This is a genomic window from Pseudofrankia sp. EUN1h (assembly GCF_001854645.1).
Classification (GTDB): Bacteria; Actinomycetota; Actinomycetes; order Frankiales; family Frankiaceae; genus Pseudofrankia; species Pseudofrankia saprophytica.
In genome coordinates this window covers 1-25,825 of sequence record NZ_MBLN01000128.1, presented here as the reverse complement: position 1 = coordinate 25,825, position 25,825 = coordinate 1, and the positions used below count along the sequence as shown (strand labels likewise).

Genomic DNA, 25,825 nt, shown 5'->3' with positions numbered 1-25,825 from the left:
CGAGGCGTCGTCGAAACTGAAGATTTTTGAAAACGATGGCGTGGCCTTGTTGACCAGATGCCTCAACCGGGGAACAAGTACCTCCTGGCGAAGTGCATCTCGCAGCGCCTCCTGGGCCGAACTATACCTGTCCTGCGCCAACCGAGCTCGCTTCCACCGGGTGTCCGGCCTGTACCTTATCAGGAAATACAGTCCGGCGAGACTAAGAAGAAGACCGTTGCCGATCTGAATTACTGCGATATACACCGCCTGCGACCGGCCCGTCGAGCTGAGAAATAGGTACAGAATCCCGGCCGCGGCCATCACCGGACCCATAGCTAAGGCCAATGCGGCAAATGTCCGCCGAAGTTTTCGCTGATGATCTATTTTGCCTTTTCTTTCCCGTGCATACTCCACCTCTCGCACTTCTTCGTCGACATCATCCCACAATATTTCCGCGTCCGCCTCGCAGATGTCTCGGAATCTACGTTCTATAATTGGGCCAAGACGCCCACTGGACTGCACCTTGTCGTCTTTCAGTGCATTTTCCATCTCCTGCTCGATAATCGACGAATCGGGCATGGTCCCCTCCCTTGACACTAGCTGCTCGACAGGTTCCCGGTATGGGCGCCGTGAAACAGAGCGGACGTGACAGACCTGTTTGAAACCAGCAATATAACTGATGTTGGGTACTCGCGATGGACTCGCCTCCAGGAGTAGAACTCAATATTTCGTCGGAACCGCACGCACCCGTCCCATAAACCAGTGCCCGCGAAGGTCCGTCGGCGAGCCAGGGCAACACATATCCGCCTATTGGCGATTGTTCTGGCGACTGTTATCAGAGTGATTTTCGATGGCGCTGTCGCAGCCGACGATCCGGTTGTCCACTCGGGCACCGTTCTAAGCGCGTATCCAGGGTTCTGCGCGCAACCCGGGTGAGATCACCAGGCGAGAGGTCGTGTTGACACCGGCCCGCCGGTGGTTGGATCGAGGTTGCACCCACTCGTCCTCCACCGGCGAGGTCGTGGTCAGTATGCGCCCGCCCATCGTGTTCGCCAACCGCCCCACCAGCCACGTCGAGCAGCTGCGCGGTGATCTGCGCGGCCGGCGGCGTGTGGCGGTGCGGGCGGTGATGGTGCCGCTGTCCTGCACGGGCTGACGGCGGCCGAGATCGGCAATGAGTGGAACACCGTAATGCCCGAAATCGTCATATGTGCAAACATGCCGACGAAGCGCACGTCTCGCACTTGCAGTTGAAAGAATTTGGCCAGAGTTGACGGTCGGAGATTCCCGGAGCGGACGTAGCCCGCATTACGCATTGGGCACAGTGTCAAACGGAATGGGTGTCGGGACGGTTAATATGGTTCTGCGCCCTTTGGTGGCGCCACGTTCGAAGGCGTCTCACGCCCACAACCGAGTACTTTATGGCACGCGATGGGTCGCAGATTCCTTGGGGGTGGCGGCGCAGCCGCCACCCTCATAGGTGCCGGAGCGTCGCGGTGACCCCGGGGGGGGGGTGCAGTTGCCCTGACCTCGGGTCGCGCTCGCCACCGGCACTGGGGCGACGCTGGGCGGTGTGGGCGAGTCTTGGGCGGTCTGGTTCGAGGCTGCCGGTAGATGCTTTCAATACAAGATCTACAGCACTACGGCACCATTTCATGATCTTCGTTTCCGCCATTGGACGAGTGGCCGTCGAACGGGATTCTGGTGCTGCGGGAAGGGCCTGGCACGCGAGGTGCACTCGGCCGCCGGTTGCTGGGGCGGCGAGAACCATCCGGGCGTTGCGCTCTGCTGGAGTCGCGGATCGGGACGTGTACGAGCCGGACGACTGGCTCCGTGCCTGTCCAGATGGCMGATATCGCGCCTCGGTCGAACCAGGGTCGCCCGCACGCCGGGCCCATCAGCGGATTACAGCGGTAGTTGCGGGTGGAGGTCGGGTCCGAGTTGGCAGGCCTGGTCGTAGGCCGCGGCGGCGCGTGGGTCGGGTGGGCAGTTTCCGAGCGCTGCGTGGGCGGGGTTGGCGTCTCCTGGGATGGCGGGGGTGCCGTGGGGCAGGCCGAGGTGGCGGTGGCGGTAGTCCTCGACGCGCTGGGYGGCGTCGTCCCACGCGGTCGTGTGCTGGCCGGTGGGGCGGGGGCCGAGCAGCGCGACGAGGTAACCAGGCGGTTCGGCTTGGGCGCGTAGGAGGGCGTGGCTGGTCTGGCGGTCGAGCGCGGCGTCGAGCCGGGCCAGCCGGGTCTGTGCCAGGGCCCGGTCTGGCGGCGGCAGCTCCACCGCGTCGGCGTCGTTCGCCGTGCTGAGTTGTTCGTCGAGGGTGCGGCGTTCGGAGGCCAAGCCGCCGGTGGGTCGGGTGGCGAGGTGCCCGATCTCGGCCGTCTCCAGGAGGCGCGTGGCCTGGTTCCACTCGTCCTGGGCAGTGCGTGGCACGGGGAGGTCGTAGAGCAACGGGTCGAGTCCGGCCTGCGTGCACAGGTCGGCGACGCGGTGTGCCAGGACCGCGGCGGCCGCCTGTGCGTCGGTGACGGGCTGGCGGGTGAGCGCGGTGTGGATCTGGTCGGCGGGGTGGCCGTGGTCGAGCAGGGCGTGCAGGCCGGCGATCGCCTGATCGCGTGGCACGCTTTCGCGCGGGCTGTGGAATCGGGCCCGGGCTGGTTCCGGGAGGGTGCTGGCCCAGGTGGTGGCGAGGTGTATGGCCTGGTCGTGGTGGCGTAGCCACGGGTCGCGGCGCCGGTCGTCAGGGCTGGCGCCAGGTGGCGGGCCTGGGTCGTGGGCGGGGGCGGCCGGTTGGTGGCGGGCTTGATAGATCGCCAGCGCGGCGACCGCGTCCTCCCAGCCGGCCTGCTGGGAACCGGTCGTGGGCCGTGGGCCGATCCGAGCCAGCAGCGCGGCCGGTGGGGCTGCGAGCGCGGCGGCGCGGAGCGTGGCTTCGGCGGCGAGTTCGGCGCGCCGGAGCGCTACCTGGTGTGGGAGACCGGCGCGGGTCGGCGCGAACGGTGCCTCGTCCGGCGCGGACGGCGGAGTGTCCGGCGCGTCGGCGGCCGCCGACGGCGCGTGGCGTGGCGCGTCTGGCTCGCGATTCGGCGCGGCGGCGCCGACGCGGTCCCTCTTCGCGCCGATGGGCTGGTGTGCCGGTCCGGTAGCCAGGCGCAGGGCGGCGAGTTCGGCGAGGCTGTGGCGTAGGCGGAGTTGGTGGATGGCGGCGGCGTCGGGGTCGTGGTCGGTGGCGAGGCGTTCGGTCCGGGTGCGGGCGAGCTGGTCGGCGAGTCGGTCGAGCGGCCCGTCGGCCTCGGCATCGGCGATCTGGGGTAGCCAGTTCTCGTCGTCGTCGCGGTCGCTCAGTTGGTCGCGGCGTAGGACGTAGGCGTGTAGGTCGGTGCGGGCGCGYGAGAGCATGACGTAGAGCGCGGGGCGGGTGGTGTCGTCGGGGACGATGGCGCGGGCGGTGTCCRGGGTGGCGCCTTGGGCCTTGGCGGCGGTGATGGCGTAGGCGTGGCCGAGGCCGCCGTCGCGGCCGTCGTCGAACCGGTGCGTGAGGTACTCCCAGGGGACGCGCACGGTGCCTTTGCTCGGGAAGTACACGTCGAGTGTCTGCTCGTGGGTGGTGTCGGCGAGGTGGACGGCGGTGATGATGCCGACGGTGCCGGTGCGGATGTAGGCCGATGCTGGCCGGCCGGTGGGGATGAGGGTGTGGCCGGCCTGGGTGAGGGTGATGACCTCGTCGCCGGCCTGGAACTGCCGTCCTGCGGCGGTCATGACCGGGCCGGTCAGGGTTCCGTCTGCGGCGAGTAGGGCACGGGCGTTGGTGTTGAGGGTGTCGACGTCGCGTTGCCGCTCAGCCATCAAGCGCACCATCACCGGCTGCGCCGGCGCGGCGTGGGCCGGCGCCCGCTCCGGCGCGCTCATCTGGTTCGCGCCGCCTGCGCGGCGCGTGTCCGCGCCGTTCGCGCCGTCGGGTTCGGCGCGATCTGGCGCGCCGCTCGCGGGTGTGTCGCCAGCCGCGGCGGCGAGGGTGTGGCAGCGTTCGGTGTACCAGTCGGCCACGGCGCGCTCGAGCAGCGCGTCGGCGGTGTCCGCGAGGGCGACGTGGCCGGCGTCGGCGAGCCGGGTCAGGGCGGCGCGGGTCGCCGGCGCGGCCTCGACGCGCAGGGCGGCGAGCGCGGCGCGGATCGGTGCCATCTCGGCGCCGGCCTGGCGGTGCACGGCCGTGAGGGTCGGGAGGTCGAGGGTGTGGGTGGCCAGGTGGGTGAACCAGCCGCCGGCGTCGACGGAGCCAAGCTGGGCGGGATCGCCGAGCAGGATCACCACGGTGCCGGTGCGGGTGGCGTGACGCAGAAGGCGTTCGGCGTGGCGGGTGGAAACCTGGGTCGCCTCGTCCACGATCAGCACCGAGCCCGGCGGCCACACATCGGCCGGGTCGTCGACGTTGTCCAGCAGCGTCAGCCAACTGGTGACAACCCGAGCGGGGATCCCGATCCGTTCGGCGAGCTCCTCGGCCTGGCGACCGCCGTGCGCGGTGGCGAACACCTGGCGCCCTGCGGCGGTGACGAGGTCGGTCAGGGCGCGCATGGCCTCGGTCTTGCCCGTCCCGGCCGCGCCGACAACGGGGCGGACCAGGTCGCCGCTGGCCAGCAGCCGGAGGACCAGTTTGATCTGCTCGTCAGACAGCGCCGGCCGCGCCTCAATGGCGCTTGCCGTGGTGGCTGGGCGGGCGAGAGCGGCCAGCTGGGTGTCGAGCCGTGCCGGGTCGGTGAGCAGGCGGGGTGGGGCGCCGGCGGCGACCTGGCCCTGGCGGATAAGGGCGAACACGGTGTCCTCGGCGGCGAGCAGGCTTTCGACGGTGTAGAGGGTCTCGGGTTGATGCCGGCGCCGGGTGCGCCCGGTGTCGTGTAGGACGACGACCCGCTGGTCGGCGAGGAACCGGTCGGCGAGCTGCTCGATGCCGTCCGCGGCGAGCCGGTCTCCCGCGAACGTGGCGACGTGCTGGACGACGTCGCGGCGGGTGAAGGTCGTGGCGTGCTCGGTCAGCCCGAACGGCCCTGCCAGCCGAGTGAACAGCCCGGCGACCGTCTCCTCGTCCAGGACGGCCGTGTGGCCCGGCTCGGGCCGCGCCGGGGCGAGGCCGCGGATCTGCTCGACCGTGAAACCCGCAGCAGCCAGGCGTTCGATCTGCAACGCCTGCACCCTGGCGTCGGCGAGCACCCGCTTGGCCGCACGGGAACCACGCTGCGCCGCGGCCTCGGTCGCGGCGGACGGCTCGAAACCGGCCGCGACGAGCTGAGCGAACTCCTCAACGACCTCGCCATGCCGCGTCGAGAACGCCGCCAACAGCCCGGCCGGAAACGACGCGATCTCGGCGACCCCGTTACGCGCCGGCTCCCACACGACCCCACGGCGCGCGGACAGCTCGTGGCGCAGCACCGCCGCGCCGACGTGCCCGGCGGTCTTGACCTCGGCGAGGAACAGCTCCCCGTCGAGCGCCCGCCACTCCCAACCCGCCCTCCCCGCTTGCTGCGGGTCGTCGGTCTCCGTGGGGACGACTACCGCGTTGATCACAATGTTATGGATGTGCAGGTGCGCCTCGACACTGCGCGAGACGTCGTGCAGGTAGGACGCMACCGCCAGGCCCAACGCGTGCCGGCTCTCGCCCTGTACGACCCCGAACGCGCCGTGGCGCTCCAGATAGCCGATCGCCGCGTCCACCGCCGCGTCCAACGCGTCGGCGACATCGGCGCGCAGCGCGTCGTCGCCGAACGCCCACAGCAGACTCACCGACTTCGGCGCCGCACACACCACGTCGTAACCGATCACGGTCGCCGGCGGCGTCCGCGCCGCGCACCACCGCTCCAACTCCCCMCGCCGGACCAGCCACCGCCCGCCGGGCCCTCGCACCCCGGCCAGTTGCTCCGCCGGCTGCTGGACCGTCCGCTGGCCAGCGGGCGGCGCCGCCTGGCTGACGCTGCCGTCGGCGGGCATGCCGGCCGGGGCGGAGGTCTCCATCGTCGGTAGCGGGGGCGCCGTAGGCACCGGGCCGGCACGGCTGACCAGGCGGCGTAGGTAGGTGGCACCGACCCCGGCCAACGTTGCTGCCTGCGCCAACGTCAACAGATCATCGGGCCGGGGATCGGTCGTCGGAGCCTTGCCGTCCGCCGGCGGGATGCGCATCACCCGGCCCGCGGAACCGGTCGCGGCGAGCAACGGCCGGCCGGTGACCGCGTGCTCGCCCCGCAACAGCCGCTCCAACGCCAACCCGGACACCTCACCCCGCAGCCCGACCAGCCCGGCCGCCGACCCACGCGCCCGCCCCTGCGCCTGGCCCCGCCCGTAGTACCGCGCCAACGGGTCGACCGCCTGCGGCTGCCCACCCTGGACATAGTTCACGACCGCCCGCGCCGCCCTCGCGACCTGCCCGCTATCCCGCGCGTGAACCCGCAACACCTTCGCCGTCGCGATCACCGGCGGCCCACCTCGCCGGGTCGGACCCTGGCCAGCCACGCCGGCCGGCCGTCGACGTCTGGTGTCTGCTGTGGCCTGGTGCGGCGGACCGGGCCGGGTTCGGGCCGCGCCATGTCGCCTCCCGCTCGCCAGGGCGGCACCCGCGCGGCCCAGACCCGGGCAGCACGGATACCCGAAAACCCCGACGCTGCCGCCCGCTGTCACCGCGGACGACACCGCAAGAGACACCGCGAACGACACCGCGACGTACTGGCCTCAGCGCGCGCATCGCGCAGGACATCGCGGGCGACACCGCAGGCTGCGGGTCCTGTCGCGCCACGGGGAAGCGGCGAGCGGCCGGCCCAGGGCAGCGCGTCAGCCGGCGCGCGCTACCACCAGCCCGGCGCCGGTCGTCGCCGCGTCGTCCTGCGCGTTGCCCGCGGCGCTGCCGGCGGTGTTGTCTCAGGCAGCCGCAGGTCGGGCGGTGGCCTGGCGGCGCCATTCGGACAGGTAGCGGCGGGCGGTACCCGCATGGAGGTTGACGACGGGCGCGAGGTCGCGGGCGAGGGCATAGTCGCTGCGCGGGTCGTCGGGGCCGACGTCGTACAGGAGGACGGCGGCCAGGCGGGCGCGTTTGCTGCCACGCCGAGCCGTGCGCAGAGCCCGGGTAAGCACAGCCGGCGGGATCCGCTCCGGCGCCGCGACGCACTCGATGGCGCCGTCTGGYCAGACCACGTCGCGCTCGCCCAGCCGCTGCGCCGTGCTGGTCTCGGCTCGTGACGCCGGTTCTGGGCGCGACGGATCGGAGGCGGTCGAGCGGCCAGCACCATCGGCGGCCACGGCGTTCGGCTCCGGACACTGACAACCGACGAAACAGACTCGGTCGTCTACACCACGCCCCTCGGCACCGCCGGGGCTGTCGTGCCCGCTGGGGCCAGCTGGGTGCACGCGGGTGAGCGTGGAGCGCGGGGCGCCATCCGGGCCGGGCCGACCGGAGTCGGCAGTGCCTGCCGGCCGACGACGGGCTCCGCGGATCTGGCTCACGAGCATTTCATAGGAACCGATCAACGCGGCCGACGGCCACGCGGCAATCACCCGGGCGGCAATGTCTGGCTGGGCGTGCATCACGTTCGCCGCGACGCTCGCGGCCGAAGCCAGGGCGAGCAGCGCGTAGGGCAGTGGCGAGCGGCGGCGGCCGGCGCGGCTGTCGGCGAGCAGGGTCAGACTCGCCGCGACGATCAGCCCATCGACCGAGATCGGCACAATCGCCGCCGTCACCCGATCCTCACCATGCTCCCGGGCAACGCCAGCCATGTGCATGTAGGACACCGCGCCAGCGATCAACGCGACGGTCACGACAGCGACGACCGTCGCCAATCGGGTCCACAGCTCCCCACTCCCCCACCGCGACCCATGCCGCCCGCTCGCGGTCGGGATGACGGCTACGTCGCGCGGCCCGGCTGTCGGGACGGCGGCGGTGTCGGTCGTCGTGGCCGTCGGAGTGGCTGCGGCGGGTCGCGCCTGGCTGGCGGTGGGCTGGACAGCGAGAGCGGTCATGGCGACCTACCAGGGGTGTAGGGGTTCCTACTAGGCAGTGCGAATCTGCGGGCCGGTTCCGGAAGCTCGCGTCGGAGCCGAGGGCGAAGGTCCCGGCCGAGGCCCCACAGCGCACTGCCATCGCCGACGTCACCGTGGATGTCATCCCGAGCTACATCGCGCCAAGTTGGGTCATCGCCGGGGCCACCCGCACAGGCATCGCCGATCCCGCCGGAGTGCGCGGCGCCCGGGGTCCGGGGTCCGATGGCCTCGGATCAGGCCGCGCGGGTACGGGCCCGGCGCAGAAGGCTGCTGATGGTGAGGGCGCGGTCGGCAGTCTGGGTCGCAAGCCACGCCAGAACGTGCTCGTCCTGCGGGCCCAGCGGCACGCCGTCGAGCGCCGCGTGCAGCCGGTCGGCGAGATCGTCGACGGTGAGGCCGACCAGCTCGCGGCTGACCGGGCCAGATGGGCCGGTCGGGGCCACGCGCGCGAAGGGCACCAGGTCACCGTGTGGCCCGGAGCCTTCGGTCGGCAGCGGGATGGGCACGAAGACGAGCGTCATCTCGACATCGCCCAGAGCCTCGACAAAGCGAGCGGCCGCGGGGACCTGACGCAGCGTCGCGACCACGCCGGCCACGTCGTCATCCGGCTCGACCGTCACCTCGAACCGACCCTCCGCGGTCAGCCGCACCCGGCCCGCACCGGCCACGGGTCCCAGGCCGGCATCGGCAGCCACAGCCGGCGCCCCCACGTCAACCGCCAAGGACAGCGCCGCTGCCGGGCGGGCGTCGAGCGCGCAGATCTCGGTCACGACGGTCGTGAACCGCTCGGCGAACGTCTCGCCRCCAGCCCGAGCGGTCGGCACGTGCGACAGGTCCGGGACGAGCAGCAACGCCTCGGGATGACGCGCGATCTCGTCGACAGCGAGCTGCAACCCGGGCCGGGCGCTCTCGGCGGCGTCGGACGGACGGTCGACGTACACCTCGACCAGCTCCAGGCCTGCGCGCGCCGCGTAAGCGGTCAGCCGCCCGTGCAGGCCGTTGACGAGGTCCTCGTCGTCCGAGACACACACATAGCCAACCGCCAGCCGTCGCTGGGCCGCCGGCGAGGCCGGGCGCGTCGCGTTGGCCAGCGTCACCGGTTCGGCCGGCACCGTCAGGGCCGACAGCGCGCTGGGTTCGACGGCCGCCGCCGCCGGGACGGGGACGGGCAGGGGGCGTGGCACTGACTCGGCCATCGCTTCCTCCAAAGCACGGGACCACGGGTGGCGGGCGGTACGCCCAGGGCCGGTTGGCTCGAGGCCACGAACTCCGCGCGGTCCATCCGCGCGGCCATGTCCGATCACTTGTCATTCTGACTTGGCTAGTTGACTTGGATAAGAGTAGCTGACGTGAGCGCAGCGACCAACCGGCCAGAGGTCGTGACGATCACCGGCGTCGCCGAGCTCCTCGGCGTCTCCCGCCAGTGGGCAGACGTCCTGTCCCGCGGCAAGGACTTCCCCGACCCCCTGCCCATGGGCGCTGGGAGCGAACGCACCCGGGTCTGGCTCGCCGCCGACATCACCGCCTACAAGGCCAGACGCGACCAGCAGCCGACGTAGCCGCCCGCAGCCGTCACCGGCCCACGTCCAGCGCCGTACTCTGCGCGACGCCGCCGATCTACGCTGCGAGCCGTGCCACCATCCCCGGACTCGGACCGGCTGCCGTCGCTCGTCGTCCTGCGCGGTCCGTCCTGCAGCGGTAAGACGACGACCGCGCTCGCCGTCCGCCAGGCGGTCGGCCGTGGGGTGGCGGTCGTGCAGCAGGACGTCATCCGTCGGGAGCTGCTCCGCGAGCGGGACGTGCCCGGCGCGCTGAACATCGACCTGATCGCCATGATCGTGGCGCGGTGTCTGGCCGGGGGCTACGACGTCATCCTCGAAGGCATCCTCGACGCCACCCGCTATGGCACCGCAGTGAAGTCGCTCATCGCGGCGCACCCCGGTCCGGCCCACGTCTACTACTTCAGCCTCCCGTTCGAGGAGACGCTCCGCCGGCAGCGGCGAAGCCCAACGCCGACGGCTACGGGAAGCGCGAGCTGGCCGAGTGGTACGTCCTCGACGACCTGCTCGGCGTTCCCGGCGAGCAGATCCTCAGCCCGGCCGAGTCCCAGGTGGAGATCGTGGCCCGCATCGTCGCCGAGGCCTTACCGCCACGGATCCGACCAGGTGCCGAACCGATGCCGTCAGCCTGAACGGTGGACGCGACGCTCAGCGAGTTGTCGGATAGGAGGACATGGGTCCTGTCGACGGCGTTGCCGGGTCTGGGGTTGGTGACATGTCCACGGTTGCGGAGCTCCAGCGTTCTGGACCCGAGACGGCCCAGGCCCGCATCGATGATCTTCTCGCTGTGTACGCCGATGCCTATGGCGCGGAGGTCGGCGATCGGAAAGTGACCGCGTTCGCGGACCGGCTCGCGCGGGCAGTGCGACGCCCGGGCTTCGAGGTCGCGTTCGCGTCGGTCGGCGACGCCGGGCTGGTCGGTTTCGTGTTCGGCTATCCACTGCCGGCCGGTGACACGCACTGGTGGGCGGGGCTACGTCCCGAGCCCGCCGCCGGGTTCGCGGTCGAGACCGGATCGCGGACGTTCGTGCTCGCGGAGATCGAGGTGCGCCGCGCGTTTCAGGGCAGCGGCGTGGGCCGCCAGCTGCACGACCTGCTGCTGACCGGGCGCCCGGAGGAACGGGCGACATTGGCGGTGAATCCGACGGCCGACCGGTCGCACGCGATCTACCGAAGCTGGGGCTGGGAGCTGGCCGGGCAGGTTCCGGGCAGCTCGGGCGACTACTTCGACGCCTACGACCTGTTCGTGATCTCGCTGGGCAGCCTGGCAGGGCGACGGTAGAGGCGGAGCTGTTCGTCGAGGTCCCGGACGGCCGCGGTGCGCTTCCAGGGCTCGAGGGCCCGGCGCAGGTGGACGATGCGGTCGTTGATGCGCCCGCTGCTGTGGGCCACGGTCGCCTTCGCGATCTCGGCGATGTGCGGGCAGGCTGCGGGGCCGTCGCCGTGGCGGATGACTGCCTCGGCCTGCATCGTCTGGGTCATGACCCGGTTGTGCAGGTTGGCCGGGTCGATGAGGGGCAGCGAGCGGCTGGCGGCGTCGAGGGCGGCGGCGGGCCGGCCGAGCAGGAGGCTCGCCTCGGCCTCGGTGCCCAGGCGGAACGACTCGTCGAAGAAGTACCAGCGATCGGCGGCCGGATCGTCGTCGCCGATCATCGCGGTAGCGGCGTGCTCCAGGGCGAGCGCCTCGTCGCAGCCGCTGTGCTGGTCGTCGTCCTGGGCATAGGCCCGAGCGGCGACATCGGCGGCGTACGCCACCGCCCGGGGGTTGCTGGTGCGTCGAGCCCAGGTCTGCGCGGCGACGGCGTGGTCGATACCGACACGAGGCTGACCGGTCCAGGTCGCGAGGTGGCTCATCGTGCACAGGACGTAGGTGACCAGGTCGGTGTCCTGGGCCGCGTGCGCGACGGCCCTGGCCTCGTCGTAGTAGTGGCTCGCCGTGCGGTAGTCACCGAGGTTGAACGTCAGCCACCCGGCCAGCTGGGTCAGCTCCGCGTAGGCGGACCGTGCCCGGCGAGCCTGCGCGGCCGCAGGCAGGCCGCGCAAGATCGTGGCGAGCATGTCGCGCTCGGCCATGACGCACTGGAGAGCGACCGCCGGCCCGAGTACGTCGCCATGCCGCCGGCAGTCCGCGATGACGGCCTCCGCCCGGTCAAGGGTGGCCGCGTCGAGCCGGCCCGGGTCGTCGAGCACCCGCGCGAGCCGCTGCTGGTCGTCGGTGATGCGTTCGAACACCGGCGCCGCCGCGGCGAGCGCGAACGCACCGCTGAGCTGGAACAGCAGCGCCCGGCGGTCGACGTCCGCGCTTAGCCGCTCTCCCCACATGGTCACCGCCTGCGCGAGTTCGGTGAGGTCCGTGTACGCGAGCGTGTGGGACGACCACATCAGCCCGGCTAGTTCGGACTCTACGTCGACCGGCGTCCCGCTGATCGACACGTCGACGGCCGGCCGGAAATCGCCCAGGTCGGCGAGCAAATCGCCGACGGCGCACTGGTAGAGGCGGGCCAGGTTGGCGAGGACGCCGAGGMTCGGTTCGTGGCCTGTGGTGGCTGGCCACGTCTCCCAGTAGGAGATGTGTTTCAGCGTTTTCKGGTCGTCGGGCCAGCACGCGGTCCAGCGGTCCGCGACTTCCCGTTGGCTCCAGCCGCGGGCCAGCCGCATCGCCACCCTGGCGTTGATGCGGTAGCGAGAGCGGAACACCTCCGCGATCTCGTGCCATGTCCTCCCGTCCGCCCGCATCCGGGCGGACAGCTCCGCGCGCTCCTGGCGCTGGCTATGCGACATGGGCGGCATCCCGTCTTCCAGTGCCCCCTAGCTTCTCCCAGCATCGCGGATCGCGGCGACTCACTCACTACCCGTGGGCAATGTTCCCGGTCTGAGAGGGATCTTTCCGCGCCGCAGTTCCCCGTCCGAGTGGATGGCCGCGACGCCGGACCGCGAGCGATCGTGATCGGGCAGACGCGGGCCGTGCAGGCGGCCCGCTGCGGCTCTTCACTGGAGGTGCACGGTGCGCACTCCCACGACGGGCGACAGACACGATCCGCGCCCACAGACGGAAACCGCCACAAGACCCGAGGTGACCCCGCCGGCCGGCCACTTTCGGGTCGGGAAACGTTTCAGCTTCGACGCCTCCCACCAGCTGCCCGGCCTGCTGGACGGGCACAAGTGCGCTCGGTTACACGGTCACACCTACACGGTGGAGATCGTGGTGGCGGCCGACATGCTGACCGATCCGGGATTCGTCACCGACTTCGGTGACCTGGCACCGTTGCGGGCCTACCTCGACGACGAATTCGACCACCGACACCTCAACGAAGTCCTGGCCGCGCCGCCGACCGCCGAGAACCTGGCCGCCCACCTGGCCAGGTGGTGCCACGTTCACCTGGAGCCGTTGATCCCGGGCCAGGTTGTCGCGGTCCGGGTCAGCGAGACGCCCACGAGCTGGGCGATCTGGGAAGCGGACCCGCGATGACCGCCTCGGTGTCGCTGCTGGCCGCCGACGCGGAGACGACCCGGACGCTGCAGATCGTCGAGATGTTCGGGCCGACCTTCCAGGGGGRGGGACCGCACGCCGGTCAGCTCGCGCTGTTCGTACGGCTCGCCCAGTGCAACCTGTCCTGCCGCTGGTGCGACAGCCGCTTCAGCTGGGACTGGACACGTTTCGACCCACGTACCGAAACCCGACGGCTGCCCGTTGCGGAGATCGCGGACTGGGTGCTTGGTCAACCGGCACCCCTGGTGGTCATCACGGGCGGAGAACCGCTGCTGCAGCAACAGGCGCTAGTACCGCTGGCCGAGGCGCTGACGAGCGCTGGTCGGCGGGTCGAGGTGGAGACGAACGGGACGATCGCCCCGACCGCCGAGTTGGCCGGCGCGATCAGCGCGTTCATGGTGTCCCCGAAACTCGCCCACGCGGGTGGGCGGACCGCTCGCCGGCTCGATCCGGCCGCGTTGCACGCGTTCGCGGCCAGCGGGAAGGCCGCGTTCAAGTTCGTCGTCACCGGGCCGGACGACCTCGACGAGGTGGCCGCCGTGGTCGACCGGTTCGCGCTCGCTCCGGTGTGGGTCATGCCAGAAGCCACGAGCAGCGCCCAGCTCATCACCGCGCTGCGGGAGCTCGCCGATGCGGCGCTGATCCGTGGCTGGAATCTGTCCACCCGACTGCATGTGCTCCTGTGGGAGGACACCCGTGGACGTTGACCGTCTGACCTGGACCGAGGTCGCCGGGATCGCGGCGACGCTGGCCGACGCTGTGGCAGCCGACGGGATTCCCGACGTGATCATTGGCATCGCGCGCGGCGGGCTGGTGCCCGCGGTGCTGCTCGCTCATCTCCTGGGCCTTCGGGACGTGCGGGCGCTGGAGATCGCGCACACCGAGTCGGACGCGGTGAACGCCGCGAAGATCGACCTGCCGGTGCTCAGGAATTCCATGTCCCTTGGCCACCTGGCTGGCGGCAACGCGCTCGTCGTCGACGACATCGCCGGTAGCGGTGACACTCTCGTCGCCGCGCGGGAGCAGGTCGTTCTCGGCGGCGCCGCGTCGGTCCGCACCGCCGTGTGCCTGCTGAACCTGGCCAACTGGCCGGCCTGCCGGGAGGTTGCTGGCGACCGTGCCGGCGAGCAGGAACCTACGTACGTCGGCCGGCGAACCTCGCGGTGGGTGGTCTTTCCCTGGGAGCGGTCATGACGGTCGTCGTGTTCTGCCTGCTGACCTACCGGCCGGACCATCCGTCGGGCATCGAACGGAGCATCGCGGCGCTGGCCGCCGGGCTGCGCGGCCTTGGCCACACGGTCGCGATCATCGCCGCGGGGCCGGCAGAGCCCACCGACGCCGTCGAGTCGGGCCTCGTCCGGCTGACGTCGGTGCGGCTGCCCCGGCCGGCGCGGAACGACGACGTCCTCGCCGCGCTCGCCGACCCACGACCGGTCGTGTCCGAGATGTCTGAAGTGCTGCGGCGACTGCGTGCCGATGTCGTGTGCTGGGGCGCACCGGTCTGGGGCTTGGGCTACCTGAACCCGGCGCCTCCTGGCGTGCGGACGGCGTTGATGGTGCACAACAGGATCCGGGCGAGTTCCACCGAGACGTGGTCGGCGGCGCTGGCCGCCGCCGACGCGGTGCTGCCGGCCAGCCCGTACCTCGTCACGGCCGCGGCGCAGGACGGCTGGGACACCAGCGCCTGGACGGTGGTCCCGAACGCGGTTCTCGTCCGTCCTCGGCCTCCGGACTATGACCAGCGGGAACAGCTTCGCCGGTCGGGTCCGCTGCGGCTGGTGTCACGAGCCGTTCCGGTCAAGGGCCAGGCACGACTCCTCGCGGCGATGCCGACGGCTTGGCGCCGCCAGGTTCAGGTGGTTCTCGCCGAGGCCGATTTCGAATTCGAGCAGGGCGAGCAGTCAGCCGCACTCGCCGCGTGCCGCGAGCAGGCCGCGCGGCGCCCCGAGCTGATCCAGATCCGGCCGGCGCTGTCCTGGCGGGACGTCCCGCCGTTCTTCGCGGGCGCGGCCGCCACCGTCATCTCGTCGCTCGAACCGGAGACGTTCAGCCACACGGCCGCCGAGGCGCTGTCCGCTGGAACTCCCGTGATCGCCTTCGATCACGGCTATGTGCCCTCTCTCGCCGGCCCGGCAGGGCGCGCCGTGCCCCTGGAGGCTGGCTTCCCGGCGATCTGGCAGGCGTTGGACGACCTGCTCGCCAGTCACGACGACTACCACGCCGCCAGCCAGGCAGCGCCCGCCCGGATCGACCCGCACACATCCGAAAAGGCGGCCGAGATCTTCCTCGCCGCGACAGTCTCCCGCTGATCTGTCCGACGTACCCCGCCGCCCGGTTTCCGGCACCGCCTACGGACCTGTCCGTACGGCCCCGTCCATTCCCTTCCACGGACAAGAGGAGGGTCCCATGTTTGGGCTCCATTCCGGCGAACGTGCGCTCGTCGTGGGCACGCATCCTGATGACGAGACCGTCGGCATGGCCGGCACGATCGCCGCCATGACGGCCTGTGGCATTCACGTCGACGTGCTCGCCGTGACGTGCACGACCGCTCCTATGTACGGCGGCCACTCCGAGGTGCGCACCCGCCTGGATGAATTCCACGAAGCCTGCGACGTCCTCGGAGTGGGACAACGGCGGGTCGCCTGGTTAGACGACGAACGCGCGGCAAGCCCGGAGGCGTTCTTCCCCGATCTGGTGGCGCTCATCGAGTCGGGCGAGCAGGTGTCCCTCGGCGCGTCCMGCCCGGCCGCGCTGTTCCTGCCCRCCGGCGGCCACCACCAGGACCATCGCGCCGTGCACTTGGCCGGCCTGGCGGCGGTCCGCCCGGGCTTCCGGGACGGCCGGCCGCTGCCTCGCATGGTTCTCGGCTACGACGGCCCGGAGGATCGGGCGTGGTTGGCCGGGCCGATGCCACGGCCGGCGATCGTCGACATCACACCCATGGTCGAAACCAAGGCCAAGGCGCTCAGCTGCTACGGCAGCCAGCTGCGAGCGAATCCGCACCCGCGCAGCGTCGAGAAGATCCAGGCGCAGGACTGCGCCGCCGGCGCCGAGCTAGGCACCCAGGCCGCCGAGCGGTTCGCCGTCTACCGGATGGCGTTCTGATGAGCGAAGCGACCCGCGTGGGCGGCCACGTACTTGTCGCGCACCAGCCCGGCTACCTGCCGTGGCCGGGCTACTTCTCCCGCCTTCTGGACGTCGACCGATTCCTCTTCCTCGACCACGTCCAGTTCAGCTCCGGAAGCTGGCAGCAGCGCAACTACATCGCCGGCCACGACGGCCACCCCCGTCTGGTCACCGTCCCTGTCCGCCGTCCGCATCACCAGCCCATCACCGACGTCCGCATCAACGGCGATGAATGGCGCCAGCGCCACTGGAGCATCCTGCGCGAGGCGTACCGACGAACCCGGTTCTGGCCGAGCTGGGAACCGCGCCTGGCCGCTATCTACGACTATCCCTGGCAGCGGCTCGCCGCGTTGAACGAGGCTCTCCTACGGCTTCTGCTGGACGGATTCGGCCTGCGCGTCGAGATCCTGCGGTCCAGCGACTTGCTCCCCACTGGGCGCCGGACCGACATGTTGATCGACCTGTGCCGGATCACCGGCGCCCAGGCGTTACGGGTCGGTACCGGGGCGACCGGCTACCTCGACGCCGACCGCCTCGCCACCGCGGGTGTGAACGTTGAAATAGCCGGTTACAGCCACCCGCCCTACGACCAGGGACGCCCCGGCTTCACCAGCGGGCTGTCTGCCCTGGATCTCCTGTTGCACCTCGGGCCYGCGGCCAGAGACGTCCTGGCCGTCGGCGCCACGACCGGCCCCTGGGTACCCGCCACGATGACAGGAAGTGCCCGATGACAGGCGCCTTGCCCTGGATAACCCTCGAAGGGGTCAATGGCGTGGGGAAGAGCTACCTGGCTCGCCGCGCCGCCACGGAGCTCGGTGACCGGTGTGTTCCGCTCGTCGAGCTCTCCGACAGCCATCCCGGTCTGCTTCCGGGCCGGATCATCGACGCCCTGCTTGCCGGGGGCGACCCGTTCCTGCGTACCGGCTGTCCGCAAACCGAGACGCTGCTGCTGGCCGCCCTCCAGGTCCACCGGTACGAGACCACCACCGTCCGCGCGGGCCAGGTCGTCCTGGAGGACCGCGGCCCGCACAGCGTCGCCGTGTACCAGGCGGCTGTCCTCGGAGGCGACGCCGCGAGCGACGACGAGACGTTCACCGAGGCTCAGGGGCTTCTTGACCTGATGGCGCGGTGGCGACCGCTGCCTGGCCGGACGATCCTGGTCCTCGACGATCCGGCCAGCTGCCGGCGGCGCTTCGAGGAACGGCTGGGCCGGCCGGCTCTCCCCGGCGAGATCGGTCTCATGGAGCGCGTCACCCGGCTCTACGGCCGATTCGCCGCCGCGCTGCCTCACCGGTTCGAGGTGCTCGACCGCCGCCGTCTCGACGCCAATGCCTGCGCCGACTCGATCGTCGCGGTCTGCCGACAGGCAGCCGGCGTGTCCAGGTGGCCACGGTGACGCCGCGCGGCGCGGCGGCGGTGACGCTGCTCTGGGCACTGCGCAGCCCGTGTCCGCTGTCGTGCCGGTACTGCTACTTCGGCACCATCGAGGAGCACAGGCAGACGCCCGTCACCGGTCCGGGCACGCTCTCGCACCTGTCCCGCACCGACCTCACCGCCGCCGAGGTCCTCGCGTTCGCCCGAACGGTGGCCGGGTCCGCGGTGAGACGGGTGTTCCTCGCCGGCGGCGAGCCACTCGTCTGGCCGCCCGTCTTCCAAGTGATCGAGACCCTCAAGCGCGCCGACGTGCAGGTGGTCGTGTGCACCAACGGCCTTCCGCTGAACCGGCCGGACATCGTCTCCACGTTGCTCGATCTCGACGTGGATGCCGTATCGGTCTCCGTGGACTCCGCAGATCCCGCTCATCACGACGCCTGGCGTCCGTCGCGCAACGGCAAGGACGGCTGGCGGCAGGTGGTCACCGGAATCAGGTCCCTCGTCGCCGCACGCGCCGCCGGCGCCTCGCCCCGCGTCGGCGTGTACATGGTCGTCACCCGGCAGAACGTCACTGCCATGGCCGAGACCGCGCGGCTGGCCGCGGACCTCAGCTGTGACTACTTCGTCCCGCAGCCCATAGCGCTCGACCAAAGCCACCAGCTCCATCACCAGCTGTCCCTCACCGTCGCGGACCTCCCCGACCTCCGGGGACAGTTCGCGGCGCTCGCCGAGGCCGGGCTGCCGCTGAGAATGCCCACCGCTGCATATCCCGAGCAGGTCGCCTCGTCGGTCCGCGAGCCGGTCGGCGTCGCCTATGGCTGCTTTGGCGGGTCGTCCCTCTTCTTCGTCGAGCCTGACGGGTCGGTCTGGGACTGCCCGTCGTCCCTGCGCATCGCGGCCACCCCCACCATTCGGCATCGCACCATCCGCGGCGCCAACGCCACCGAGGTCTTCGCGGGCACCGACGACTGCAACGACTGCCCGCTGTTCTCGGTCGACTGCGTGAACATGTGGCCGCTCCTGGATTTCGACCGGTTCCTGACGCCGATCGGGAGCCAGCCGTGAACGTGGCCCGCGAGACGCTGTCGCCCATGGCCTTGCTGGCGCAGGTCGTCGCCTCCATGCCGGATCCGACCAGCCGCGAGCAAGCGGCGTTACTCGAAGCCGAGCTGGCCACCGCCCACAACGTCGCTCACGCGATCACGGTCTCGTCCGGAACGGCGGCGCTGCACACCGCGCTCGTCGCCTGCGGCATCGGCCCCGGCGACGAGGTCCTCCTTCCCGCAGCCACTGTGATCATGACCGTGGCCGCGGTCGTCCAGGCAGGCGCGCGGCCGGTGTTCGTCGACGCCGGCCCCGACGGCGGACTGCTCGACCTGGCCGACGCCGCCCCGAAGATCACGGCCAGGACGCGGGCTGTCGTCCCGGTCCATCTCGCCGGCCGCTGCGGAGACCTCGACGCGCTCACCGATCTGGCTGTCCGCGCCGGCCTGGACGTCATCGAAGACGCCTGCCAGGCACACGGCAGCCGTTACCGAGGACGCCTGCTCGGCACCGTCGGCACGGTCGGCTGCTTCTCCCTCAAGGACGGCAAGCTCGTGTCCTGCGGTGAAGGCGGCTACCTCGTCACCGACAACCCGGACCTCGCCGCCCGCGCCGCCGCCTTCCGCACCCACTGGCAGACGCCGGCGCCGGGCCAGCCCGCGCTGTCCCGCCTCGGCACCAACTACCGGCTCGCGGAGCCCCTCGCCGCCCTCGCCCGCTGCAGCCTCGCCCGCCTCGACGACACGCTCACCCATCGCCAGCAGGTCGCCAGACACCTGGTCGAGCTGGTCGGCGACCTGCCCGGTCTGGCCCACATCCCGGCCACGGCCGATGAACAGCCGAACGGCTACTGTGCCCTGTGGCGAATCTTGCTGCCCGACCCACGCGGACTGTGCCGCCGCCTCGCCGACGTCGGCATCGTCAACAGCGTCGGTACGTTCGGGCTCCGCGCCGCCCACCTGCACCCCGCCTGCCAAGAGCTCCATCCCGCGCCCTGTCCGCGAGCCGAGCGAGACATCGACACGCTGCTGGCCGTCCTGACACCAGAGGACGACCAGCGGGTCGACCAGATCGCGGCCTTGATCAGGAACGAGGTCCAGGCATGGTGATCCTGGAGGACCCGGATTTCCGGGACCACACCTTCGTGGTCATCGACTTCGAGGCACTCACCCCGAAAGGCCGCCCCGCAGAACCCGTCGAAGTCGCGGCCGTCGCCGGGTCGTTCCGTGGCGGGCAGTGGGCCGAGTCGGGACGGTTCAGCTCCCTGATCCGGCCGCCCGACGACGTTCCAGTTACCCCGTTCGACATCGCCCAGACCGGCCTGAACGCCACGGTACTTCGCGCCCAGCGGCCAGCCGCGCTGGTCATGGCGTCCCTCGACGCTCGGCTGACCGCACCGCCCTATCGGCTGGTTGCCCATCATGCCCCCACCGAAGCCGGGCTCATCGCCGGCCAGCGCGAGCACTGCCCGACGCTCGCGGCCACCTCGCTGCTGTGCACCGTCCGGCTCGCGCGCGCCGCCTACCCCGATCTTCCTTCCCACAGCCTGAACGCGGTGCTCCACCATCTCCGCATCCCGCTCCCCGCCGACCGGCACCGCGCCCTGCCGGACGTCGAACTCACGGTGCAGGTGTTCGCACGCGTTCTCGCTGACGGCGCCGCTGCCGGCCGCTGGTGCAGCCTGCGCGACCTCGACCAGGTCGCCGGCATTCCGCCCAAATCGGCAAGACAAGAGCCAGCGAATGCCCCCGCCCAGCCGACCCTGTTCTAGACCGAACCACCCGCCGCGGCCCGCGCCGCTATCTCGTCGATCCCGGCGAACAACTCCTTGGCCTGCAAGCGCGAATCCTCAGCCACGTCCGCCCCCTCAGCCAACTCCCCCGCGCTGAACCACCGCACCCGGGTCTCTGGCGGCGCAACCTCACCAGCGAACAGGCCCACGAACACGTGGTCGACATGAACGTGCCGCTCGACTGTGTGGTTGTCCGGACTCGCCGCCATCTCCACGATCCACCACGGCGCGACAACAGGCTCATGCGGAAACCCGTCAGGCAGCGGCGTCGTCGGACCGCCGAGCAGCCACACCCGGCAACCCACCTCCTCGGCAACCTCGCGCACGGCGGCCTCCGCCGCGCTCTCGGCCGGCTCCACGTGCCCACCGGGCGGAATCCAGCCGGCGAAGCGCCGATGCCACACCATCGCGACCCGCCAGACCTCGTCCTCCGACCGCCGGAAGACGAAAACCGTCGCCGTCGCCTCCTTGATCACCGCTGTTCTCCCGCCCGTCCCGAACGCCGCCGACAGCCCGTGCTCGAACGCCACGAGCCTCCCATGTCGGACGCGACATTCCCGTCGCGACACCACCCGTGGACCACCAGGCATGGCCGTTGACACGCCCCGCCGCCCAGCCATGACCCCAGAGAGGTAAGCATGGAGCCCGTCTGGAACGGGATGCTGACCTGCGACTACGAACGCACCCGCCCTCAAGCCACCCCGTTCGAATGGGATCTCTACACCCGATCCCTGACTCGATGGCCGCTGATCCTCATGAACGACCCGGAATCCTATGGCCGGCTGCGCCGGTCCGGGATCGTCGACATCCCCGAACTGGTCCACCACACCATCACCGGCCGCTGGCACGCGCGCCTTCGCAACCTGGACTACGTCGCCGACCTGATTTCCCGGACAGTGGCCGACCGGCGGGCCGTCGCCCTCGTCCTCGACGCGTGCGACGCCGCCAGACGAGAAAACGACCTGGCCGGCCTCACCGCAGCTCTGGCAACGGCGACCACGGCATTCCTGCGCGTCAACGCGACCCACGTCGTCAACTGGCTGCTCCCAGAAGACCGATGGGAACGACTCCTCATCGACCTACTCGGCTCGCGGGAGAGCGCGCTCACCTGCCTGTCAGCACTCCAACTGCCCACCGAACCGGGCCACATCCTCGCCACGGCGACAGCCGAAACCGACGTTCTCGCCCGGCGCGCGTCCGCCGCCGCCCGACGCGAAGCCTGGACGGCCGCGGCCCTCGTCGCCGCGGCCGGCAACGACCCGACGCTCACCGAGGTCCGCGCCCTGGCGGCGGTGCTCGGCTGGGCCGCCGACAGCGAAGAACGCCGCAAAGAACTCCGCGAACGCCTCCTGGCCACCGCTCGAGCCTGGTGCGAGGTCACCAACGCCAACCCCGACCGGATCACCATTGAGGATCTGCTGGGAGAAGACCACCATGGCCCGCACCAAGACGATCAACCTTCGGGACGCGTCTGACCCCGCCCAGCACGGTGGGAAGGCAGCGGCGCTTGCCGCCCTGATCCGCCGCGGACTGCCCGTACCGGACGGACTCGTCCTGTCCGCCGATCTCACCGACGGCCAGGTCGCCGAGGCGGCCACCGAGGTTCTCCGCTGGGCGACGTCGACAAACACTTTCCACGGCCTCGTCGCCCGATCCAGCGCACCCGCGGAAGACGGAGCGCAAGCGTCGTTCGCCGGTCTCTACGCCTCCCGCTTCTCCCCGGCCAGCTCTGAGGCGCTCCGCGACGCCATCCGGGACGTCCGCGCAACGGCGGCCACGCCCGCCATCCGCGCCTACGCCGCTCTCCGGAACATCACGACACCGCCGGGCGTCGCAGTACTCGTCCAGCGCGCTATCCGGCCCTACGCCAGCGGCGTCCTCGCCGCCGAAATCGACCAGGGAACCATCCGCCGATGGACCCTCGAAGCCGTCCACGGCCTCGCGATCCCCGTCGTCAGCGGCACCCAGCGCGGCGAATGTCACTACAGCGACAGCAAGACCCCGTCCGCCGGCGCTCAAACAGAGATCATCCTGCCAGGCACCGCGACCGAACTGAGCCAGCCACCCGGCGAATGGATCACCCTCCCAGGCCTCGACAACCGCCCCGGGCAGCGCACCAAGATCCGAACCTCCGACGCCGGGCTGCTCCATCTCTACCCACCCGACGCTGACCAGCGCCGCCCGATCCTCATCGCAGCGCTACGCGATCAGCTTGTCGAGACCGCAGCGATCGTCGCGGCCGTCCTCCACCACACGAGCATCGACATCGAATGGGCCGTGACTCCAGACCGCGCCGTCCACATCCTCCAGGCCCGTCCCCTCACCAGCCCGATCCCCGAAGCGCCCAAGCTGACGCATAGCGCCGGCACAATCTGGCGGGGCCTCCCCGCAGCACCAGGACGCGGCACAGGACCCGCCCATCACCTCACCACCGGGGCCTCACCAGCGATCGGCCCGGGAAGCGACCAGGTCGTCATCCTCTGCGACAACCTCGACACGAATGCACTYGACGCCTTGCTGTGCAACCCGGCCGGGATCGCCGCGACCCGCGGCGGCCCGCTGTCCCACGCCGCCATCGTCGCCCGCGAACTCGGCATCCCCTGCACCACCGCCCTACCCGACGACCTCCTCACCATCCGAGCGAGAACCCCCATCACGATCGACGGAACAATCGGCACCGCGGAGATCATCAAGAGCATCGAAAGATCACCCCAACAGTGACGCAGAAACCGCAGCGTTCCACGTGCAGCAACATCGAGCGACCCCGAGACCAGCGCCCAACCCACTGTTACCCGCCGCCGGGCCTAGGCGCGGCTCTTCGGCACCTCCATTTCTTGAGATGATCACACAACCCGATACCGGGAGTAGAGGAATATTCGTTCGTCGCTGCCAGGAGCAGAACCTGATTTCCTTGAGTTCTCGATACGCCAAGACAGGCTCGGACGACGCCCTCTACAGCGGACTTCTCCAATCCGCAAGACCAAAGGCCAGCGTGACGCCGCCGCTCTTCTCGATCACTTCCCGAAACCGCGGCTTGGGCCCAAATATTTCGTCACGTCGCATCGGACTATTCAGGAAGAAGTCAAAACCGTACAGCACTGCGATTCGTCCAGCCGTACGCGCACGCTCGATCCACCGCATATCCGGCACGTTATCTGCAATAGCTAGGAGCATGCCGTCTTCGTCGCGAAGACAAAATCGCCCGCCTTCGACGAACGCCGAAACTCCGGTGCTCTCTGGGATAGCCGAGACGTCGCCAAGCACCCGTCGGAAGCCAGCTGAGGCGAGCCGATAGACTTTGAGCTCAACGGGTTGGAGCTTAGGATCTAGCGTGACGAGCACTGGTTGACGAGGCTCTAGGATGGCAATCGGAAAAATTGACGACGATGATGAATCGCCCCGAAGTATATCTGAATTCGCGATCAGCTGAATCCAGAGAGTGGTCGCGCTTGAGTTCTCAAGGTAGTAACCGTAGGATTTAGGATCTTCAAAGAGCTCCCACACCGGTGATCTGCGCGGAATTTTTGCGACGATCTCCGATATTCTGGCCTGCTCACGGTCGTGATAGTCCTTCAGGAGAAGCGTTCGAACCTTCTTCTCGAAACCAAAAAATACCCTCTCCCACCTGACGGCTGTTTCTTCCTCATCGGCAAAAGATCTGTCTGAAATCAGCTTCAGCTTCTCAATCGCGCCTGCAAAATCGGCACGGGTGGCGCGCTCCACGGCGCGCAGGAATTCGAGCTGCACAAGTTCATGTCCAGCAGGTTTGAGAACCTCGTCGGATCCGCATTTTTCAAGGAGGCGGCCGAGGAATGGGGCGGCCGACTCGTCGGCGAACAGCCAGTTTAGCGTCGCGGTGAAACCGGCGTTGTGAATCAACATCCGGATCGAGAAATGATGGAGAGAGTTGGGAACTACGTGGCGGGAAAAAGCATCGAGTTCCGCCATTGCCGCATCCCATTTTCGCTGCGCAGCGAGGGCCTCGATGAGTAGTCGCCGTATTTCCATCACAGGGGCGACACGCGAGCTCTCCGGCCTAACCAAGAGCGCTCGTRCCGACTTTTCAGCCTCGGCCGGCCGACCGCTCTGTATCAGCCGGTTAATCGCCGATATCGCGAGTGCTATCTCAGCGACCGGCGTCGTCGGCAGACCTTCCACGAGCCGGCCATAGAGCCCATGAACGGACCGGATCTCGGGCTCGTTTGGAGTAAGCTCCAGCTGTATGTTAAGAAGCGCGTAGGCCTGCGCGGCAAGATCGGCAGCCAGCATCGAATTCTCTAAGACTAGACCCTCGACGTACGCATACACCTCACCACCGAGCTGCTCCGACAAGATGGCCGCCGTGGCAGACGTCTGCTCGGCGGCGTGAACTGTAGCAAGCGTGATTCGGGTCTGGGTTGTAAGCAGTCCACGCGGGCCCTCAATTTCATTGAGCCATCGTAGTTCAAGTTCCAATAGATCGACTGCGTCGTGGCTCCTGCCCGTCGAGAAATAGAAGCCCGCGAGGTTCCCTAAGAGAGCAGCCGTCCCTCCGTTACGAACGTTCAGACGGCGAATATTGGAGACCAACTCCGATGCGTGCTGTGCGACCTGCCACGTCCACTCGGACTCGTCGTGGTCCATTCCGGCCCCCAGCCACCTCGTCGTGTGAAAAGCAGCTCGTGTCAGCGGAGCGTCTGGGGATATCGTCGCCTCGAACTCCCGGCGGAGGACGGTCTGCAAAACGGTATTCAATGAAACCGTCTCATTTTGCAGAGAGTCAAAATTGAAGGCCGACGGCAATGGCTCCGATCGGTGCACAAACGAGATATTGACGAGCTCTCGAAGGGTTTCACGTACCAACCCGTCGGATTCGTCGAGGACAGCCGGTCCGATCAAATCTTGCGGAACCTCCAACGGAGATATACACGCAGAAGCCATCGCCAGGTGCAAGGGAATTCCGACGGCGCCGAAGAAACTCATGTAGCCGAGAACTTCCACGGCGACGGCCGAAGCCACTCGATTCACCTTCGCGCCTTGCCTAAGTCTCTCTAGGCTCGTACGTATTGCAGATACGAGGGTGCGGGGATACCCCTGAGGCACTGAGAGATGGTCATCCATCGCGCGATCTTTGATCAGATCACGGTACTCGGTTATACGGTCTGGCGGAAGCCCACAGGAGACTATGTAACCACTCGCGAGCTCGATTGCCAGCGGCCACGCGTCGAGCGTCTCGACCAGCGAGAGAAGCGAGTTCTGATGTCTCTCTGTTTCCGTGCCATCGAGCCGGAGTCGGCGGACAAGAAGGTTGAGAGCTTCCTCGGAGTTCATCCTCTCAACGAGAATCCTGGTCTGTGCGTATGACCATCCTGCCGATGCTGTCGACGTCACAATGACGTCGCCTCTGCCGAACCTCGGTAGCCACGCCTTTACAGAGTCAGGTATGACATCGTCAAAAACAATTAGCCATCG

At 69.5% G+C, this 25,825-nt stretch carries 21 protein-coding genes and 1 pseudogene; 15 read left to right on the top strand and 7 right to left on the bottom strand.

Annotation, left to right across the window (positions count from 1 at the left end):
- Positions 1–561: hypothetical protein (locus BCD49_RS43350; RefSeq protein ID WP_131803668.1), on the bottom strand; the 561-nt coding region annotated here is incomplete at its 3' end.
- Between the two features lie 451 nt (positions 562–1,012).
- On the opposite strand from BCD49_RS43350, the pseudogene BCD49_RS46075 reads away from it, so the two are divergent.
- A pseudogene (locus BCD49_RS46075) lies at positions 1,013–1,135 on the top strand (IS630 family transposase); the annotation flags it as partial.
- A 752-nt stretch (positions 1,136–1,887) separates the two neighbouring features.
- Here BCD49_RS46075 and mobF read toward each other — a convergent pair.
- From mobF to BCD49_RS39920, 3 genes are all read right to left on the bottom strand, one after another.
- Positions 1,888–6,432, bottom strand: a complete 4,545-nt coding sequence (gene mobF, locus BCD49_RS39930) for a MobF family relaxase (RefSeq protein WP_071042552.1) — start codon at positions 6,430–6,432, stop codon at positions 1,888–1,890.
- A gap of 441 nt (positions 6,433–6,873) precedes the next feature.
- On the bottom strand, positions 6,874–7,968 hold the full coding sequence (locus BCD49_RS39925; protein WP_083401992.1) for a DUF2637 domain-containing protein: 1,095 nt from the start codon (positions 7,966–7,968) through the stop codon (positions 6,874–6,876).
- A 254-nt stretch (positions 7,969–8,222) separates the two neighbouring features.
- Positions 8,223–9,185 (bottom strand): hypothetical protein, encoded by a 963-nt coding sequence (locus BCD49_RS39920; protein WP_007513736.1) that lies wholly within the window; start codon positions 9,183–9,185, stop codon positions 8,223–8,225.
- 153 nt (positions 9,186–9,338) lie between these two features.
- Here BCD49_RS39920 and BCD49_RS39915 point away from each other — a divergent pair, with 153 nt between their 5' ends.
- Together BCD49_RS39915 and BCD49_RS39910 are read left to right on the top strand one after the other, a co-directional pair.
- On the top strand, positions 9,339–9,548 hold the full coding sequence (locus BCD49_RS39915) for a helix-turn-helix transcriptional regulator (RefSeq protein ID WP_007513734.1): 210 nt from the start codon (positions 9,339–9,341) through the stop codon (positions 9,546–9,548).
- Between the two features lie 715 nt (positions 9,549–10,263).
- The gene (locus BCD49_RS39910) at positions 10,264–10,830 is read left to right on the top strand and encodes a GNAT family N-acetyltransferase (protein ID WP_051466465.1); all 567 of its coding nucleotides are present in this window, start codon (positions 10,264–10,266) and stop codon (positions 10,828–10,830) included.
- Here BCD49_RS39910 and BCD49_RS39905 read toward each other — a convergent pair.
- Positions 10,782–12,329, bottom strand: coding sequence for a hypothetical protein (locus BCD49_RS39905; protein ID WP_071042551.1), 1,548 nt, complete (start codon positions 12,327–12,329; stop codon positions 10,782–10,784). The genes BCD49_RS39910 and BCD49_RS39905 overlap by 49 nt on opposite strands.
- Before the next feature lie 292 nt (positions 12,330–12,621).
- Between BCD49_RS39905 and BCD49_RS39900 the strand changes: the two genes are divergently transcribed.
- From BCD49_RS39900 to BCD49_RS39855, 10 genes are all read left to right on the top strand, one after another.
- Positions 12,622–13,017 carry a 6-pyruvoyl trahydropterin synthase family protein gene (locus tag BCD49_RS39900; protein ID WP_027141181.1) on the top strand — a complete coding sequence of 132 codons (396 nt, stop codon included), beginning with the start codon at positions 12,622–12,624 and terminating at the stop codon, positions 13,015–13,017.
- Positions 13,014–13,745 (top strand): 7-carboxy-7-deazaguanine synthase QueE, encoded by a 732-nt coding sequence (locus BCD49_RS39895; protein WP_071042550.1) that lies wholly within the window; start codon positions 13,014–13,016, stop codon positions 13,743–13,745. The genes BCD49_RS39900 and BCD49_RS39895 overlap by 4 nt, the downstream gene beginning before the upstream one ends.
- A complete protein-coding gene (locus BCD49_RS39890) occupies positions 13,735–14,232 on the top strand; it encodes a phosphoribosyltransferase (RefSeq protein ID WP_007513724.1) in 498 nt (165 codons plus the stop codon). Before BCD49_RS39895 ends, BCD49_RS39890 begins: the two co-directional genes overlap by 11 nt.
- Positions 14,229–15,347: a glycosyltransferase family 4 protein gene (locus BCD49_RS39885; RefSeq protein ID WP_007513722.1), complete on the top strand. Its 1,119-nt coding sequence runs from the start codon at positions 14,229–14,231 to the stop codon at positions 15,345–15,347. Before BCD49_RS39890 ends, BCD49_RS39885 begins: the two co-directional genes overlap by 4 nt.
- A gap of 97 nt (positions 15,348–15,444) precedes the next feature.
- Positions 15,445–16,143, top strand: a complete 699-nt coding sequence (locus BCD49_RS39880; RefSeq protein ID WP_071042549.1) for a PIG-L deacetylase family protein — start codon at positions 15,445–15,447, stop codon at positions 16,141–16,143.
- On the top strand, positions 16,143–16,895 hold the full coding sequence (locus BCD49_RS39875; RefSeq protein ID WP_007513718.1) for a WbqC family protein: 753 nt from the start codon (positions 16,143–16,145) through the stop codon (positions 16,893–16,895). Before BCD49_RS39880 ends, BCD49_RS39875 begins: the two co-directional genes overlap by 1 nt.
- Complete coding sequence (locus tag BCD49_RS39870) at positions 16,892–17,560, top strand: hypothetical protein (RefSeq protein WP_007513716.1); 669 nt, start codon at positions 16,892–16,894, stop codon at positions 17,558–17,560. Before BCD49_RS39875 ends, BCD49_RS39870 begins: the two co-directional genes overlap by 4 nt.
- Complete coding sequence (locus BCD49_RS39865; protein WP_007513713.1) at positions 17,557–18,603, top strand: radical SAM protein; 1,047 nt, start codon at positions 17,557–17,559, stop codon at positions 18,601–18,603. Before BCD49_RS39870 ends, BCD49_RS39865 begins: the two co-directional genes overlap by 4 nt.
- Positions 18,600–19,691, top strand: coding sequence for a DegT/DnrJ/EryC1/StrS family aminotransferase (locus BCD49_RS39860; RefSeq protein WP_007513712.1), 1,092 nt, complete (start codon positions 18,600–18,602; stop codon positions 19,689–19,691). The genes BCD49_RS39865 and BCD49_RS39860 overlap by 4 nt, the downstream gene beginning before the upstream one ends.
- Entirely contained in the window at positions 19,685–20,353 is a 669-nt protein-coding gene (locus tag BCD49_RS39855) for a 3'-5' exonuclease (RefSeq protein WP_007513710.1), read from the top strand. The genes BCD49_RS39860 and BCD49_RS39855 overlap by 7 nt, the downstream gene beginning before the upstream one ends.
- On the opposite strand, the gene BCD49_RS39850 is transcribed toward BCD49_RS39855, so the two are convergent.
- The gene (locus BCD49_RS39850) at positions 20,350–20,904 is read right to left on the bottom strand and encodes an NUDIX domain-containing protein (protein ID WP_007513708.1); all 555 of its coding nucleotides are present in this window, start codon (positions 20,902–20,904) and stop codon (positions 20,350–20,352) included. The genes BCD49_RS39855 and BCD49_RS39850 overlap by 4 nt on opposite strands.
- 108 nt (positions 20,905–21,012) lie before the next feature.
- Between BCD49_RS39850 and BCD49_RS39845 the strand changes: the two genes are divergently transcribed.
- Complete coding sequence (locus tag BCD49_RS39845; protein ID WP_007513706.1) at positions 21,013–21,849, top strand: hypothetical protein; 837 nt, start codon at positions 21,013–21,015, stop codon at positions 21,847–21,849.
- Positions 21,809–23,095 carry a PEP/pyruvate-binding domain-containing protein gene (locus tag BCD49_RS39840; protein ID WP_007513704.1) on the top strand — a complete coding sequence of 429 codons (1,287 nt, stop codon included), beginning with the start codon at positions 21,809–21,811 and terminating at the stop codon, positions 23,093–23,095. Before BCD49_RS39845 ends, BCD49_RS39840 begins: the two co-directional genes overlap by 41 nt.
- A 231-nt stretch (positions 23,096–23,326) precedes the next feature.
- Here BCD49_RS39840 and BCD49_RS43900 read toward each other — a convergent pair.
- Positions 23,327–25,825, bottom strand: a 2,499-nt coding sequence (locus BCD49_RS43900; protein WP_158072996.1) for a tetratricopeptide repeat protein, incomplete at its 5' end; no start/stop codon positions are given.

What these genes read in the sequence shown, in the direction of transcription:
- BCD49_RS39855 (WP_007513710.1), top strand. Translation starts at nt 19,685, where the DNA reads ATGGTGATCCTGGAGGACCCGGATTTCCGGGACCACACCTTCGTGGTC.
- BCD49_RS39910 (WP_051466465.1), top strand. Translation starts at nt 10,264, where the DNA reads ATGTCCACGGTTGCGGAGCTCCAGCGTTCTGGACCCGAGACGGCCCAG.
- BCD49_RS39870 (WP_007513716.1), top strand. Translation starts at nt 16,892, where the DNA reads ATGACAGGCGCCTTGCCCTGGATAACCCTCGAAGGGGTCAATGGCGTG.
- BCD49_RS39885 (WP_007513722.1), top strand. Translation starts at nt 14,229, where the DNA reads ATGACGGTCGTCGTGTTCTGCCTGCTGACCTACCGGCCGGACCATCCG.
- BCD49_RS39845 (WP_007513706.1), top strand. Translation starts at nt 21,013, where the DNA reads ATGGAGCCCGTCTGGAACGGGATGCTGACCTGCGACTACGAACGCACC.